A 16,090-nucleotide genomic window follows, 5' to 3' on the forward strand; every position below is an offset into this window, starting at 1 on the left:
CCCAACACGGCGAGCGGCAGGGAGACCACGACCACGGCGAGCGCCAGGACACCCAAACCGACGAAAGCGATCACCGTTCCCATCCACCCGGCCACGGTATGACCAAGATCCACATCGCCGTGCGCGCTCATGGCGTCCTTTCCGGAAGCTGGGGATACGCTGACTCAGGAGAAGATTTATCTCACGAGCTAAGCTACTTAGATAGTAAGGGAAGTTTGCGTTGGATGGCAAGGAGCGCCCCCGTTCCACCCCCGAGCAGGCACACGCCCAGATGGATCACCTCATCGCACTGGGCATCGTGGCCCAGCACGACGTGGCCCAGCGACTGGGCCTGAACGTCACGGACCTCACCTGCATGGGCTTCATCCTGGAAGCCGAGGGAGCACAGCAGCCGCTCACCGCAGGCGACCTCGCACAGCGGGCGAACCTGACCACAGGGGCCATCACCGGAGTCATCAACCGGCTCGAACGCGCCGGATACGCCCGGCGCCGCAACGACCCGAACGACCGCAGACGCGTCCACGTCATCGCCGACCCCACCGCCGCAGAGCGGCTGTTCCAGGCCTACGGAACCAACTACCGCCGCATCGCAGAACTCTTCGCCGACTACACCCCACAAGAAATCGCAGTACTCAACGACTGCCTCACCCGCGCCACCACCATCCTCACCACCTCCCTCGAAGAAACACGCACCACCGGGAACAACTGACCACCCCCCACCAGCCCAACCCAACCCACAGGACAAGACCGAACCGACTACCGCCCTCGCCACACCCCGCCCAAAGCGGCGTCAGTGCGTGACGGTGCTCGGTGTTGCCACCAGGCCACCCACGCCAGGAAGACACTGACGAAGTCCGGGTAGGACAGCAGGTCCTCCACAGGATCCGGTCGGTACGCCTGCGCGGGGCGGGCACAGTGTGTGTAGCCCGACAGAGAGACCAGCAGCATCTGTTCCACCGCGCTGTTCAGGGCCTCCACGGTGCCCTTCCGGTAGGGCTTGCAGGCCGGGCAGGTCGTGAACGGGTACCCCGAATCCGCCGAGCGCTCTTACGACCGCGTCCGAAGGAAGTCCTTAACCCGGCCCACACGCTTGGTTTCGCACCAATAGTGACGTCGCAGTGTCCAGGGGCGTCCTGGTCACGGTTGCTTCGTGCGTGCGGCTGAGGCTTGCTGGGTGTCCGCGCCGGAGCTGACGTGCCGCTGGGTCTCTTGGGGGCCGTGCCAGTCCAGGCACACGACCGTGGCATCGTCCGCGAGCCGGCCGTCGGCGGCGTCGTGGACTGCGGAGGTCAGCGCCAGCGTGGTCTCCCGCGGGTGCAGGTTTCGGGTGCGCTCCAGAAGGGCGGGGAGGTCGACCTGCTCGCCGTGGTGTTCGAGCATGCCGTCGGTGAACATGAGCAGGCGGTCACCGGGCCGCAGGTCGAGGTCCTGTGCGCGGTAGGGGTGGGGGGTCAGCTCGGACAGCCCGAAGGGATGGTCCACCTCGCAGGTGATGGTCTCGACGGTTCCCTCGCGCATGCGCAGCGGCCAGGGATGGCCCGCGTTGAGGAGCTGGGCGTGTCCGGTGTGCAGGTTGATGCGCAGCAGCTGGCCGGTGGCGTGGCCATGGCGGTGGCTGATCAGTGCCTGGTCGGCGAGGTGGGCCTGTTCGGCCAGGTCGGCGCCCGCCCGGCGGGCGCCACGCAGGGCGCCTACCAGGACGGTGGCGATCAGGGCGGAATCGAGGTCGTGGCCCATGGGGTCGGTCACCGAGACGTGCAGGGTGTCGCGGTCCACGGTGTAGTCGAAGGTGTCACCGCTGAGGTCCTCGGACGGCTCCAGGTTCCCACACAGCGTGAACTGCGCGGCCTCGCACGACAGCGACGGCGGCAGCAGCTGGTACTGGATCTCCGCTGCCAGGGTGGGGGGCCTGGAACGCTTACCCCACGTGTAGAGGTCGGTGAAGCGGCCGTTGGCGATCACGACGTAGGCCAGGATGTGGGCGGCTTCCACGACCGCATCCAGGACGTCCTTGCCGGGGTCGGCCGGCAGCAGCAGTTCCAGCAGCCCGATCGCATCACCCCGGTTGGTCACGGGCACGATCACCCGCTGCCCCTGACGGGTCACTTCCTGAAGCAGCCGCTGGGTGCGGATCACCTCCTCGTAGACGCTGCCGAACAGGGGGATCCGCTCCGCCTCCCGCTCGCTCTCCGCAGCGGCGGTGGACAGTCGCGCCACCGCCTTCCCCGTGAGGTCCACGATGAGGAAGGAGACCTTTGTGGCGCTGAAACGCCGCCGCAGGTCCTCCGCGAGCACATCGACGGCGTCCGCCGGCGCTGCCGTCTCCGCTGCCGTCAGCAACCGGGGCAGTCCACTGTGACCACCGCTCACGACCGCATCCCTTCCACCAGCCCCTCCTACCAGCTTGGCACGCGGCATCGGGCCCGGCCCGACCTCTCCCCCGCCGACGACCCGGACCACGTACGCCGAGCACCGCCAGGACAGCACGAAGACCAGGGCCACGGCACCACCGCGGCGACCGCAGGAGTCCTCGGTGAGTTGCTCGCCGGGAGGTCGGCCAGGGGCGCGTCGCGGCGGTGAGCTGAACGAGAATGCGATCGCCGACGCTCTGGTCGGGGCCCGCTCGCTCGAATAGCTCAAGGTCCTGCTGCCCGGGCGACGAAGTGAGCCTCATGACCCTGCGGGACGTGGGCCATCCGCTGCGCCACCGTCATGGTGTTTCCTACAGTCCCGCCGCATCCGGAGAACCTGGCGCCGCGCGCCCCGATGCCCACCGGCCGGTACCGGTGGTGCGTACCGCCCTGCAAGAGGCTTCCTGGGCTCAGCGGAACGGGGACAGGGCCAAGGGGCGGATGGAGATCTGGGCGGCCGTGGTCGTCCAGCACCTTCTCCGCCCCGAGCTCGGGTCATCGTCGAGGGGGCAACGTCGGCCGCACACGGCCCGGCGCCAAACAGGGCGGACGCTCTTCCGGAACGGAACGCCGCGTGGGCTGACCACCGCCGCGACGGGATCCGCCCGGGTCCCCCGGCGTACTGCACCTCCCGCCCGCTGCGCGGTCGAAAGCCTCCTCGGGCCAGGAGAGAGCCTCGTCCGTCCGTGCCAACGAAAGGGGCCCCGAGTCCGTTGTCCGGATCGCGGCCCCTCTCCCCGCCGGCGGGGTGGTGAAGGTCAGGCCAGGTTGATGTTCTCCGCCTGGGGGCCCTTCTGGCCCTGGGTGACGTCGAATGTCACGGTCTGGCCTTCCTGGAGCTCACGGAAGCCCGAGGAGTTGATCGCCGAGTAGTGGGCGAAGACGTCCGGGCCGCCACCGTCCTGGGCGATGAAGCCGAAGCCCTTCTCCGCGTTGAACCACTTCACAGTTCCCGTAGCCATGTCTCATGCCTTCCAGTCGATGAACGCCTCCCACACCATGCGGGAGACGGAGGTGATCGCCCTGGTTCCTGCGGCACAGCACAGCAAAAAACCCACGCGTTGGCATGGGCAGAGGGAACTTCCGAACCACGACAGCTAACCGGGACGCTACACGTCCCCACACCCTGTCACCACAGGAAACGCCCGTATGTGTGCGCGGGCCCGCCGGTATCCGGCGGGCGCACAACCGTGTCAGGCCGCGGCCGTGGGGTTCGCCGATTCGGCGGTGCGGCGGTACTCGGCGTTGATGCGCTGGGCTTCCTCGAGCTGATCCTCGAGGACGATGATGCGGCACGCGGCCTCGATAGGGGTGCCCTGGTCGACGAGTTCGCGGGCTCGGGCAGCGATGCGGAGCTGGTAGCGGGAGTAGCGGCGGTGGCCACCCTCGGACCGCAGCGGGGTGATGAGGCGGGCGTCCCCGAGGGCGCGGAGGAAGTTCGGTGTGGTGCCGAGCATGTCGGCGGCCCGGCCCATGGTGTAGGCGGGGTAGTCGTCGTCGTCGAGACGGCCGTACGAGTCGTCTGCTGTCATCTGCACCTCTCTCATGGAACGCATGGAGGGGCCCTGGTGCCGTACGGCACCAGGGCCCCGAAGGAACTACTACACCACCTGCCGACCCTGATACTGCGCCGGCCTTCTGTGTCCGCCCACCCGACCTGGCTGCTGTCGGGGGTGCGGGGATCGCGGTTGCTTGACCGGAGACCACCTCACTATCGATGTCCTGCGGTACCCGGACTCAAGACTTCCGCCCGGGCGATCCTGATGGCGCTTCGTTCCTCCGTTCTTCCCTCGGTGATCAACTACCTACCAAACGGGAACTTCCTACTGCTGATACTGCGTACTGCTGGTGATGCGAACCGCTCAGTGACCTGTGACAGCGCCACTCTTCGGCAGCCAGCCCCGTCGCCCGTCCTGCGTCTGCTCTGGCTTAGAACCCCACTGCCGAACCTCCCGGTGCGCGCGTCCGCAGCCGACGCCTTCACCGAGGTGCTGCTCACTGACTTCACTGCTGGGTACTGCCACTACGGCGGCGGCCCCTGATCACTGCGGGCCGCCCGGTCCGGTCGTCAGTCCCGTCGCCGTCCTGCAACAACCCTGGCTTCGAAACTCCACCACCGCACCGTCCTGCGAACTGCAACTGCGGATACTGCTGCCCGGCAGTTCATCTCTGCCGGGCCCTGCGATCTCTCTGGGCTACGGAAGAAACCATAACCACACCACTGCTCAATGTCTACTCCGGCCGACATAGATTTTCACGTGTTCGACAGGGAGGTAATCGCCCTCGAACAGTGATGGATACCGCGACGAGCCGGGTTAACAGACCGCAGCCGGGGCACGGCAGCGCTCGGGAGTCCCTCGAAGGTCACCTACCGGCGGTCACACCCGAGGCCGCCGACACGGTGGTCCTGGTCCTCTCCCAGCTCGTCACCAACGCCCTGCGCCACGGCGGCGGCACCTGCACCCTGGCTGACCGCGCACCCGGAGAGCATCGAGGTGGCCGTGCACGATCCCAGCCCCCAGCTGCCGCGCATGCACACCCCCGACATGAACGGCGGCACCGGAGGCCTCGGCTGGCCCATGGGCAACCGGCTCGCCCGCGCCACCCCCGTGACCCGCCAGGCGGCCGGCGGCAAGACGGCGAGCGCCCTACTCCCCCGGGAGCATCACGGCGCCGGCGCAGCCGGTCAGCGGAGCGTGCGGCTGTAGCGGCCGGAGCGCCGCACGTGCATCCCCAGGTAGACCAGGGCGGCGGCGAACACCACGATGCCGATGACCAGCAGGTAGAACAGCCCCTCGGCGACTGCGCCGATGATGCCCAAGGCGATCGCCGCGATGACGCGGATCAGAAACAGCGTCACGGGTCAGGCACCTCCTGGATGGGCGGCCGGTCAGCGGCGGGCGAGTTGCCGCTCACCGTTCGCGCCGCGCTGGTAGGGCAGTCCGTGGTGCGCGAAGATCGCCGCTTCGTCCTCGGCGGGCTGCCGGGCCGCTGGGGAGGTCAGGGCTGCCAGGAGGTCGGGGAGGAGCCCGGCGTGATGTCGGGTTCGGCTGGCTACGGAGCGCGAGTCGCCCTGATCGTTCAGTCATGGGATCGCTGCGACAGGAGCCATGGGCTGTGATGCCCCGCACAGGAGCCACGCCACGTCCTAAGGGAGGTAGTACGCGGAGGCCCCGCGATCCCGTGCCCAGGTGGACCGCGGAGGCCATTCCGGACATTTGCTATGCGGTGGGGTAGTACGTCACACCCTTGCACTGAGCTCGGAGCGCCCCTAACCATGGCTGTCGTTCCGGGGATCCCATGCGGACGGACAGCAGAGCAGGTTCGCTCGACCGTCCACCGCCTCGCGGAGTGCCGCTCCGCTTCCGCCGCACCACGTTTCGGTCGGCATCCCCACGTTGTCGTCAGATGGAGAGTTACTCGCGTATGACCGCCCCCACGCAGAACACCACCAGCCGCATCGTCCGATTCCGCAAGCTGTCCGTCGCAGGCATCGCCACCGCGGGTGCCGCAGCAGCGGCGCTCACGCTGGCCCCGTCGCCCGCTCAGGCAGCCCCGGTATCGGCGAATGTCTCGGCGTCCCAGGTGTCGGCGGTGGACGCTCCGGCGGCCAAGAAGGCGAAGAAGAAGTACGCCGACAACCTCGACGGCTGGATCAAGGAAGCTCTGGACATCATGAAGGCCGAGCAGATCCCGGGCAGCTACGAGGGCCTGCACCGCAACATCATGCGTGAGTCCTCCGGCAACCCGAACGCGCAGAACAACTGGGACGTGAACGCGCAGAACGGCACGCCGTCGAAGGGCCTGCTCCAGGTCATCCAGCCGACCTTCGACGCCTATCACGTCGACGGCACCCCGCACGACCTGACCGACCCGGTCGCCAACATCACTGCGGCCGCCAACTACGCGGCCGACAAGTACGGCTCCATCGACAACGTCGACTCCGCCTACTGATCCACTCCTCCCAGCCCGACGAGCGCCTCGAGGACCGTCGGAGCAACCGACGCCATCGGCACAAGCAGGACCGGACAGCTCATGTCTCCGGCAGCCGTGGCAGGGAACGAAACAAGGGGCCCGGCCGGCACAGCCGGGCCCCTTGCCGTTCGTAGCAGGCCCTACTCCTACGCGTCAGCCCGCCGGGCTGTGAGCAGCAGGTACTCCCAGTCCATGGCACCGTCGGCAAGGTGCTGCGAGGCCAGTTCGGCGAGGGCTTCGTCCAAGGCGGCCACCCGCTCGGGGTCCTCGGAGATGAAGCGGTACGTGGCGATGGTCGGCCCGTAGCAGGCCTTGAAGAAGTCCCGGAACTCCTCCGGCCGCGCGAACCGGTCGACGCGCAGCGGCTGCCGGCGGGCGTCGACGTCCGTCACCCGGTCCCCGAGCAGGGAGCGCACGTGTTCCGGGTCGCCCCACAGGGGCGGCGGCTGGGCGCCGGGCGGCGGCGGAGGGGCGTACGGGCGCATCGTGGCGAACATCTGCCCGATGAACCCCTCCGGGGTCCAGTTGATCAGGCCGATGGTGCCGCCCGGGCGGCATACCCGGACCAGTTCGTCGGCCGCCTGCTGGTGGTGCGGGGCGAACATCACGCCGACACACGACATCACCGTGTCGAACTCTCCGTCCTCGAAGGGCAGGGCCTCGGCGTCGGCCTCCCGCCAGTCCAGCCGAGCACCGCGCTCCGCCGCGAGGTTGCGCCCGACCTCCAGGAGCTCGGGCGTGAGGTCGGAGGCGATGACATCGGCGCCGAGGAGAGCGGCGGGGATGGCCGCGTTCCCGGAGCCGGCCGCGACATCGAGGACACGGTCGCCCTCCCGGATGTCGCACCCCTGCACCAGTACGCCCCCCAGCTCGGAAATGACCTGCGTCGCCACGGCGGAGTAGTCGCCCAGGGCCCACATCGCCCGGTGTTTCGCCTTCACGGACTGGCCGGCGGCATTCTCGTTACTCATGTCCCTCATCCCTACCCGTGCTGAGGCCGCGAGGTCAGGGCCAGGAGGGTGACGCGCCGGGGCGGCCATCCGCCTGGAGTCAGCGTCGCAGCAGGGCGCAGACGAAGTCCTCCTGGACGGCGCGGACCTTGGCCAGCAGTTCCGGCTTGAGGCTCTTGCTCGTCTGGGTGTTGATCGAGAACGTGAGGGAACGCTTGCCGTCCGCGGTGCCGGCCGCGAACTGGGTGTAGCCCGGGAAGTTGCCGGTGTGCCCGTAGACCGTGCCGCACCGCGTCGTGTAGCGGAAGATCGCCAGTCCGCCCGCGTTGACGCCGGGGCCGGCGGGCTCCGAGGCGGCGCCGGGGATGAAGGTCCGCTGCTGGTGCCTGGTCTCCTTCGAGAGGAAGCCGTGTCCGCCGGCCCAGGCACGGATGAAGGCGTTGAGGTCCTTCGGTGTCGAGACGATTCCGCCGGAGGCCCAGACGCCCGACGCGCTGAGGACCTCGCTGATGTCCTCCGGCGGGGCGGGCGGCGTCACGTCGTAGCCGTGCAGGTACGGCTCCGGCAGCCGGTAGCCCTGGGGCAGGCTGGTCTGCCGCAGGCCGAGGGGCCGGTACACGAGCTGTTCGAGCAGCCGCTCGTACCGCTGCCCCGTGACCGCCTCGGCCATCAGCGCTACGGCGATGTTGTCGGAGTTCGAGTACTCGTACCGCGATCCCGGCTGGAACACCAGGCCTTCGTCGGCGACGAAGTCGAGCAGGCGGCGGGAGTCGAAGTGGTGCCGCGGGTCTTCCTGCAGGATCTCGAGGAACGCCGGCGCCGTCGAGAAGTCGGGCAGACCGCTGGTGTGGCTGAGCAGCTGCCTGAGCGTCACCTGATGCCAGGCTGCGGGCAGTGACGGCAGGAGCTCGCCGATCGTGTCGTCGAGGCTCAGCTTGTCCCGGTCCACCAGGCGCAGGGCGACCGCTCCGCTGAAGGCCTTGGCGACGCTCGCGATCCGCATGTGGTCGGTCGCACGGGGCGGGCGGCCCGTCGTCGTGTCGGCGACGCCCGCACGGTAGACCGTCGTCCGGCCGCCCTGCCGCATCGTCGCGATCACTCCGGGCGGTCCTCCGGCCGTACGGACGAGGTCGTTCAGCTGTCGCTGCAGCGCTCCGTCCGGGGACGGCGGCGTGGCTGTGGCCTGTGCGGGCTGGCCCAGGGCGGCGAGTGCCGTGAACGCGGCCAGGCCGGCGACGGACAGCCGCAAGCGTGCGCGCGAACGGGAACGGACTGCAGAGCGTGCCGACACGGGGGCTCCTTCGCGGTGACGCCGGGCGGAGGACACCCGGTTCGATGGGTCCGCCCCAGCATCGGACGCACCGTGGGGACGTGCCTGCCCGATGCTCCATACGGCCCAAGGGTTGCCCTTTGACTGGTCAGGGCGGTGATGCGGCGTCATCGTTCCGGGGTATGTCCTCTATGGCGGCCCCGGCCCCGGGCGGTCCGTGATGGGCGCGCGGCTGAGAGTCTTCGGCCGTCGACCCAGGCAGGGCGACAGGGGCGGCTTCCGAACGCCACCGAGCACAACAGATGGATACGCGAGGGAGCCCGGACCAAGTGGTCCGGGCTCCCAAGGTGTTCGGGGGGTGTTCGGGGGGTGGCTGTTTAGAGCTCTACCTCAATCTCTTCGACGTCGGTGAACTCCACCAGCAGGTCTTGGGCGCGGCGGTCGTTGTCGCGGAAGTACATCTGACCCAGGCCCTGGGCGGCGATGTCGAGGAGTTGCTGCTCGGTGGCGCCGGCGTCGCGGGCGGCGAACAGTCGCTCGGCCCACTGCGGTGGCAGCGCCTGCGTGATGTGCCGGACTCGGGCGTCGTCCGTGGAGCCCGGGGCCGCGGTGAAGCCGAAACGGGCCCGGGTGGCGACGACGATGCCGTCGGTGGTCGCGGCCTTCTTCTTCGCCTTGGCCCTGATCTGGGGCTGCCAGCGCTTCCTGACCTCGCGCTCCATGCGCGCTGCGAGCTCCTTTCGGGGCCGCTTGAGCTCTCCCTTGACGTAGCGTTCCACGGTCCGCTGGGACACACCGAGCGCCAGGGCGGTGGCCTTGGTGCCCTTGAGCTGCTTGACCAGGTACTTCATCTGCGCCTGCGCGGATCTGGGGATCGGGCGGGTGAACGCCTTCTCCACCGCGCGGTCGAGGCTGTCTCCGAGCTGGTCGGGCATCGTCTACTCCCCGTCGTCGGCGGGCCTGCCGCCGTCCTTGATGATGCGGGCGATGTTCACCAGGCCGTGCTTCTCGTACTGTTCTTCGGCCCACAGGGTGGTCTGGGTGCCTTCGTGCTTGACCATCCCGGGGCTCACGCCGAGCCGGAAGCCGCCGGGCACCGGCTTGCCGTCCGGGGTGCGCGGCAGGAGGTCCAGCGGGGTCGGCCCGTCGGAGGGGTAGACGACGCAGTCGGTGCCGATCGCGACGGGGTAGATGTCGGCGGCGGCCGCCACCTTCATCATCTTGCGGTGCATGTTGACCCGCGTCGTCGCCAGGACGGCGGCCCGGATGTCGGGGCGCCACTCCTTGCGTGCCAGGGCCGGCCACGGCTCGAACAGCGGCGTGTTCCTGGGGCGTTCGCGCAGCTTCCCGATGCCGCCCTTGGCGGTCGCCTTGATCGCTTTGAGTACGAGCGCCATCTCGGGGTCTACCTGCTTGTGCCGTGCCATCGCTTCCAGGAACGCCTGCTCCTCCATTCCGGACACGACGCCGAGGTCGGCCATCGTCGCCATGTAGGCGTCGCGCAGCCGCTGGTACCAGGCGTCCAGGTATGCGCCGTGCTCGTAGCGGACGTGTGCCTCGATCGGCTGCACCTGGTAGCCGAGTTCCACCGCGTACGCGACGGTGGGCGTGGCGTACCAGGCCGGGCCCTCGGGGCGCTCCCCGCGCGCCGTGAAAGGGCTGGGCAGCCGCTCGTCCAACTCGATGTGGGAAAGGTCGATCAGCCAGGAGCCGGGCAGTTTCGGGTCGAACGCTGGGTTGGTGAGGTGGGTCGGGCCGCCCAGGCCTACGGTGAGCCGGTTCGCGGCGGCGGCGAACGCCATGTTGACGTCGATGCCGACGACGAACGGCTTCATGCACTCCGCGTCCGTCAGCGGACGGCACCAGTCGAAGGACTCCTCCATCAGCATCTCGGCGGGGGTCCGCTGGTGGTGGCGCGCGTACGTGCCCTTGAGTACGGGGTGCCCGTCGGGGACCTCGCACTCCACGGGCTCGTACACGGCCGTCAGCGCGCCCGGCGCCGGGGCGCCGCGCCACTCCCGCGTCCTCTCGTCCCTCACGGCCATGGTCGGCGGGTGGAGTGCCACCATCAGCTCCAGACCGGTGACTGCCGTGGTGCCGCGAGGCGTCATCACGCGCGTCGCGTACGTACCCAGGAACCGGGCCAGGTCGGCCGCGCCCATCGTGGGCAGGACCGGGTGGTCCTTGTCGTCCCACTCACGGACGTCCAGCGCGTTCCAGGCCGGGATGCACAGCTGGACGCAGTTGCGCTTCGCCCCTTCGGCCGGACGGAAGATCCGTGCCCACGGCCCGAACCCGCGTTGGGTGAGCTGCCATTCGGCCCGCTCCAACTGCTTGAGGACCTTGTGGCCGGCCGGGAGTCGGCCGGCGCGCCGCTCCTCCTCCGACAGGGCGGCAGGCAGGCCGTAGCGCTCCAGCGCGGAGGGCATCAGGACCAGGATCGGGTCGGCGTCCTTGCCGTTGCGGTGCAGCCGCGGCTGTCCGAGGCGCGCCTCCGCGAGGGTCCACTCCACGAGTGCCGGGATGCTCTTGGCGGGCACGTCCAGGACCAGGCCGCCGACGCAGTACGCCGACACCTGTCCGTCCTGGCCGCAGTCGATCACCGCGAGCGGCCCGTTCTCGAAGCGCGGGTCCTCGACGGCGACTGTGGGGTTCTTCGCCGCGGCCTTCTTCGTACCCGGGCGACGCGTCGGGGCTGTGGGTGCGGGTGTGGCTGTGGGTGTGCGTGTGGGGGTGGTGGGGGTGCTTGCCTCGGGGCGGGGCGGTGGTGCTGCGGCGGGTGCCGGGGCCGGCTCCGGGGCAGCAGGGGGGGCGGCGGGCGTGTCCGTGACCCTGGGCGTGTCCGGGGCGGGGAAGCGCGCGGCGAGACCCTCCAGGAGGCGGGCGTAGGCGGCGCGCTTCGGCGGCCGCGGCTCGGTCGCCCCCGTCTCCCAGTTCCCGATGGTCTCGCGCCGGCTGTTCAGCGCCCTCGCGATCTGTTCCTGGCTCAATCCGGCCGCTTCCCGCAGGCGCTTGCGTTCGTCGGGTGACGGAAGGTCATCCTGGGCGACCTGTTCCAGCAGCGCATCGATGGCACTGAACAGCTCGTTCTCCGTGGGCACAGCACTCACCTCCGGGCCACACCCTACCCCGATCGCATGTCGGGATTCGCGTTGGATTTCGCATGGATTTCTCATGTCGGCTGTGGCGGGTTGGGGAGGCGCCCAGTCCCAGGCAGGAGGGATGCTGATGAGGTGAGTTCGGGAGGCGCTGTGAACTGGACACTCGGCGAGGAGTTCGAGACGCCCGGGGGGATGGTGCGGTGGAGGGTCCTCGGCAGCGGAGAGCCTGTCGTGCTGGTGCACGGCACCCCGTACTCCTCTTTCCTCTGGCGGGACATCGCTCCGGCACTCGCCCGTAACCGCACGGTCTTCGTCTTCGACCATCTCGGCTTCGGCCAGTCGGGGACCGGCGTGAGTGGGTAGGACCTCAGCCTGCGGGCTCACGCGAGAAACCTCGCCCGGCTCCTCGACCACTGGGGGCTGGACAGCCCCAGTGTCGTCGCCCATGACATCGGCGGGGCCGTTGGCACTCCGAACGCTGCTGCTGGAGGAGCGGAACTACCGGGACCTGACCCTCTTCGACGCGGTGAGCGGCGGTGAGTGGGAGCGGGGGCTCTTCCGGCTCGTCCTGGAGCACACGGATGTCTTCCGGAAGCTTCCGGACTACGCGCACGAAGCACTGGTCGTCGGCCATATGCGGCACGCGACGCACACCGGCTTCCGGCCCGGCGTCCTCGACGCGTATCTCGCACCGTGGCGGGGGGCCGAAGGACAGGCCGCGTTCTACCGTCAGTACAGCCAGATCAGGCAGGTGGACACCGCCGCGTACGAGAGCCTGCTGGGCGGGATGTCGCTGCCTGTACGCCTCATCTGGGGCCGCGAGGACCGCATACTCCCCCCGGAGCACGCGGAGTGGTTGCACTCGCACATCCCCCACACCGAGCTGCACTGGATCGAAGGCGCGGGTCACCTCCTCCGGGAGGACGCACCGGGGCAGCTGTCGGCCTCCTCGCCACCGGGTTCCCTTCGGATGAGTGAGGAGGGACGGCGGGACTTCCCGTCGCTCCGCGGGCCGGAACGGACAGCCCGCCACCCCTAGTCTTCGGCCACTAGAGAAACACTCCAGACCGTCTCCACGATCGCCGTGGACGCGCCCGCGAACTCGCACCACAACTCGGGCCCCTCCGGGTGGGCGATGACCACGACGTGTCCTGGCTCGAGAACTTCCCTACCCGCTTCGGCCAGGGAAAAGCGCCATTTTTCGACGCTTCACGGCCACGGTTTCCCTTCACGGGGCCCCCACACGGTGGCGTTCGCTTCACCGGTTGGCCTCGATTGCTTCTGTTGCGTCTCCTGAGACGCACATGCAACTCTGACCAAGGTTTGACTTCGGCATTGCTTTGATTTTGAGAACTTTTGTCGGTTCCGGGGATCCGCGTCAGCGGCATGGAGTCACCCCCGCTAGGGACACGCACCGATACGAGCGGGCATGTCCGGCGGCGCGGTACGGGGAGCAGTGTCGGCCAGCACCATAACTGCTGGTCCGGCACCGCAGACGGGGAGGCAGGACCAGTCGTGCTGATCGAACGAGGCGAGCAACTCGCCCAACTCCGCCGGAATTTGCATTCCTGTGAGAAACACAGGATGGGGCATGTGGCCCTGGTGACGGGCCCGGTGGGCATGGGCAAGACACAACTGCTGGAGACCTTCGGCAAGTGGGCCGCCGCAACCGGCGCGCGAGTGCTGACGGCAGCCGGGTCCCGTGCGGAACAGGGCCTGCCCTTCGGGGTGCTCGGGCAGCTCCTGCACGGCGCCCGGCTGGCGGGGTGCGACACCACACGGGTCGAGAAGCTGATGGCTGAGGCCGCCGGCGCCATTCCCACGGCCGAGGCCAGGTGGGCGGCAGCGGACGAGCTGCCGGCCGAAGGGCCCATGTGGCCACCGCTGTTGCGCGACGTCTTCGCGACGCTTCTCGACCTGGTCGACCGGGGTCCGCTCGTGCTCGTGGTGGACGACCTCCAGCACGCGGACGCGACGTCGCTGCACTGCCTGCTGTACGTGACCCGGCGGCTGCACCACGCCCCGATCATGGTGCTGCTGTCGGAGACGTCGACCCTGCGCCCCGCGAACTCCCTGTTCCATGCGGAGTTGCGCAGCCGGCCGCGGCTGTCCCACATCACGCTGCCTCCCCTGACCGGGGACTCCGTCGCACAGCTGCTGCAGGAGCGCGGCGGGGAGTCCGGGGGCGCAAGGGGCAGTGAGGTGCTGCAGGAGGCTCAGCGGCTGCTGCACATGACCGGTGGCAATCCGCTGCTCGTCCAGGCGCTGGTGGGCGAGCCCGACCGGCGCGAGGAGGAAGGCGTGCACGCGTCGGTGCCGCGCGTCGGGGACGCGTTCGGCAGGGCCGTGCTCCACAGTCTCTACCGCCACGAGCCGGAGGCCAGGAAGGTCGCCCGGGCGCTGGCGGTGCTCGACCGGCCGGTGTCGCAGGAGCTGCTCGGCCAGCTCCTCGGCCTGCTGCCCGCTTCCGTGGCGTCGGCGTTGCGGGTCCTGCACAGCTCGGGGCTCGTCGACGGCGACCGGCTGCGGCACCCGCGCATCCTGCACTCCGTACTGTCCGACACGCCGGCCGAGATACGGCAGTGGCTGCACGAGCGGGCCGCGAAGACGCTGCACGAGTACGGCGCCGAGTCGAGCGCGGTCGCCGGGCACCTGGTCGCCTCCGGGTTCACGGAGGAGGAGTGGGTGGCGCCCGTGCTCCAGGATGCCGCCGAGTACGCCCTGTCCGCGGGCCGGCCCGACCTGACGGTGGCCTACCTGCGGCTCGGCTGCGAGGCAGGCAGCGACGAGGAGCGACGCAAGGCCCTCACGAGCATGCTGGTCAGCGCACGCTGGCAGGTCAATCCGCTGGCGGCCAACGGTGACCTGGACAGGCTGGTGCGGTCGGCGAAGACCGACGGGTACCCGGTCTCGGCGGCCGTTGCCGCGGTTCCGTACCTGCTGTGGCAGGGGCGGGCGGAGGAGGCCGCCGAAGCGGTCGCCGCAGGTCCCGAGGCGAAGGCCGCCGAGACGGCGGGCCCCGAGGACGGACGGCTGCAGGCGATGCGCCTCCTGGTCTCGCTCTCCCACCCAGACTTCCTGGTGTCGGCGCGGCAGTCGCAGAGCCTCTGGAGCAAGGCGGCCACCGCACCCCACTCGGTCAGTCCGCTCCTTCAGGCCGTCTCCGTGCTGGGCAGCGCTCTGCTCCCGACGGACGAGGTGGACAGTACGGCCGCCGCCGAGCAGTTCCTGCAGCGGCACCACCTCGACCGGGGCGACCGGGGCCTGCTCGTCGCTCCCCTGCTGGCACTGCTGTACGCGGGGCGCGCCGACCGGGTCGTGGCGTGGAGCGGCATCCTGCTCGGCCGGCCCGAGGCCCGCCACACTCCTGTGTGGCGGGGTGTCGTGCGGTCGATCCGCGCGGAGGCGGCGCTGCGCCTGGGCGACCTGGCCGAGGCGGAGCAGGGTGCCCGTGCCGCGCTGGAGGACCTGCCCGCGCCCGCGTGGGGAGTTGCCGTCGGCGGGCCGTTGGGCACGCTGATCTCCTGTGCGACGGAGGCCGGCAGGCATGCCGAGGCCGACCGCTGGCTCGCCGAGCCCGTGCCACCGGGGATGTTCCGCACCCCGGTGGGCGCGCACTATCTGATCGCCCGGGGCTCCCACCATCTGGGCATGGGGCGGCACCAGGCCGCCTCCTCGGACTTCCAGCGCTGCGGTGCCATGATGCGCGGCTGGAATCTGGAGGCAGCGGGGCTGGTGCCCTGGCGACTGGAGCTGGCGCGCGTCCAGATCGCGCTCGGGAACCGTACCCACGCCGCGCAGCTCCTGCGGGAGCAGTTGCACGTTCCGCACGGTCTCGACGAGCGGACCCGGGGCAGGGCGCTGCATCTGCTCGCCTCCACCGCCGCGCCCGACCATCGGCGCAAGCTGCTCTCCAAGGCGGTGGAGCTGTTCCAGTCCTGCGGTGACCGGCGCGGGCTCGCCCGGGCGCTGGCCGACACCGACCAGGTGCTGCGGCAGTCCGGGGAACCGGGGCGCACCCGCCATTTCCTGTTCCGCGCCGACGACTCCGCCCAGGGTCCGGACGCCGCGCCCTGGGTGCGGCAGGCACCGGAGTGGCAGGAGCAGCAGGGCAAGCCGCCGGCCGCGGAGGACGCCGACCGCGACGACGTACTGAGCGAGGCCGAACTCCGGGTGGCGGTGCTGGCCGCGCGGGGGCAGACCAACCGGCAGATCTCCGACGCGCTCTTCATCACCGTGAGCACGGTGGAACAGCATCTGACCCGGACCTACCGCAAGCTGAACGTACGTCAGCGCACCGACCTGCCGAGCTGGCTGCTGGCGATGGACGACCACCAGCCGAGGAAGGTGCAGGACAAGGTGAGCTGAGCGACTGTCGGCAGA

Annotated in this window: 13 protein-coding genes and 1 pseudogene; 6 read left to right on the top strand and 8 right to left on the bottom strand. The window is 69.8% G+C overall.

Annotated elements, in window-relative coordinates; all coding sequences use genetic code 11:
- Positions 1 to 220 precede the first annotated feature (220 nt).
- Complete coding sequence (locus ACZ3OF_RS35070; RefSeq protein WP_467308878.1) at positions 221 to 709, top strand: MarR family winged helix-turn-helix transcriptional regulator; 489 nt, start codon at positions 221 to 223, stop codon at positions 707 to 709.
- Positions 710 to 1,137: 428 nt separating this feature from the next.
- Here the strand turns inward: ACZ3OF_RS35070 and ACZ3OF_RS35075 are convergent, their stop codons facing one another.
- From ACZ3OF_RS35075 to ACZ3OF_RS35085, 3 genes are all read right to left on the bottom strand, one after another.
- Complete coding sequence (locus tag ACZ3OF_RS35075) at positions 1,138 to 2,370, bottom strand: PP2C family protein-serine/threonine phosphatase (protein ID WP_361680557.1); 1,233 nt, start codon at positions 2,368 to 2,370, stop codon at positions 1,138 to 1,140.
- Between the two features lie 799 nt (positions 2,371 to 3,169).
- The gene (locus ACZ3OF_RS35080; protein WP_030325187.1) at positions 3,170 to 3,373 is read right to left on the bottom strand and encodes a cold-shock protein; all 204 of its coding nucleotides are present in this window, start codon (positions 3,371 to 3,373) and stop codon (positions 3,170 to 3,172) included.
- Positions 3,374 to 3,604: 231 nt separating this feature from the next.
- The gene (locus tag ACZ3OF_RS35085) at positions 3,605 to 3,943 is read right to left on the bottom strand and encodes a MerR family transcriptional regulator (RefSeq protein WP_361680554.1); all 339 of its coding nucleotides are present in this window, start codon (positions 3,941 to 3,943) and stop codon (positions 3,605 to 3,607) included.
- Positions 3,944 to 4,704: 761 nt separating this feature from the next.
- On the opposite strand from ACZ3OF_RS35085, the pseudogene ACZ3OF_RS35090 reads away from it, so the two are divergent.
- Positions 4,705 to 5,119 (top strand): annotated as a pseudogene (locus tag ACZ3OF_RS35090) (ATP-binding protein).
- Here ACZ3OF_RS35090 and ACZ3OF_RS35095 read toward each other — a convergent pair.
- A complete protein-coding gene (locus ACZ3OF_RS35095; RefSeq protein ID WP_467308881.1) occupies positions 5,098 to 5,271 on the bottom strand; it encodes a hypothetical protein in 174 nt (57 codons plus the stop codon). The pseudogene ACZ3OF_RS35090 and the gene ACZ3OF_RS35095 overlap by 22 nt on opposite strands.
- Positions 5,272 to 5,837: 566 nt before the next feature.
- On the opposite strand from ACZ3OF_RS35095, the gene ACZ3OF_RS35100 reads away from it, so the two are divergent.
- Positions 5,838 to 6,365, top strand: a complete 528-nt coding sequence (locus ACZ3OF_RS35100) for a transglycosylase SLT domain-containing protein (RefSeq protein ID WP_361680549.1) — start codon at positions 5,838 to 5,840, stop codon at positions 6,363 to 6,365.
- A 167-nt stretch (positions 6,366 to 6,532) separates the two neighbouring features.
- Here the strand turns inward: ACZ3OF_RS35100 and ACZ3OF_RS35105 are convergent, their stop codons facing one another.
- From ACZ3OF_RS35105 to tap, 4 genes are all read right to left on the bottom strand, one after another.
- Positions 6,533 to 7,357, bottom strand: a complete 825-nt coding sequence (locus ACZ3OF_RS35105) for a class I SAM-dependent methyltransferase (protein WP_467308883.1) — start codon at positions 7,355 to 7,357, stop codon at positions 6,533 to 6,535.
- 79 nt (positions 7,358 to 7,436) lie between these two features.
- Positions 7,437 to 8,627, bottom strand: coding sequence for a serine hydrolase domain-containing protein (locus ACZ3OF_RS35110; protein ID WP_361680543.1), 1,191 nt, complete (start codon positions 8,625 to 8,627; stop codon positions 7,437 to 7,439).
- A 356-nt stretch (positions 8,628 to 8,983) separates the two neighbouring features.
- On the bottom strand, positions 8,984 to 9,541 hold the full coding sequence (gene tpg, locus ACZ3OF_RS35115; RefSeq protein ID WP_467308886.1) for a telomere-protecting terminal protein Tpg: 558 nt from the start codon (positions 9,539 to 9,541) through the stop codon (positions 8,984 to 8,986).
- A 3-nt stretch (positions 9,542 to 9,544) separates the two neighbouring features.
- Positions 9,545 to 11,707 (bottom strand): telomere-associated protein Tap, encoded by a 2,163-nt coding sequence (gene tap, locus ACZ3OF_RS35120; protein ID WP_467308888.1) that lies wholly within the window; start codon positions 11,705 to 11,707, stop codon positions 9,545 to 9,547.
- Positions 11,708 to 11,857: 150 nt separating this feature from the next.
- Between tap and ACZ3OF_RS35125 the strand changes: the two genes are divergently transcribed.
- From ACZ3OF_RS35125 to ACZ3OF_RS35135, 3 genes are all read left to right on the top strand, one after another.
- Positions 11,858 to 12,070, top strand: coding sequence for an alpha/beta fold hydrolase (locus ACZ3OF_RS35125; protein ID WP_467308890.1), 213 nt, complete (start codon positions 11,858 to 11,860; stop codon positions 12,068 to 12,070).
- Positions 12,071 to 12,170: 100 nt separating this feature from the next.
- Positions 12,171 to 12,746 carry an alpha/beta fold hydrolase gene (locus ACZ3OF_RS35130; RefSeq protein WP_467308892.1) on the top strand — a complete coding sequence of 192 codons (576 nt, stop codon included), beginning with the start codon at positions 12,171 to 12,173 and terminating at the stop codon, positions 12,744 to 12,746.
- 347 nt (positions 12,747 to 13,093) lie between these two features.
- A complete protein-coding gene (locus tag ACZ3OF_RS35135) occupies positions 13,094 to 16,075 on the top strand; it encodes an ATP-binding protein (RefSeq protein ID WP_467308894.1) in 2,982 nt (993 codons plus the stop codon).
- The last annotated feature ends 15 nt before the right edge of the window (positions 16,076 to 16,090 follow it).

This window comes from Streptomyces sp. NPDC022552, assembly GCF_055561875.1.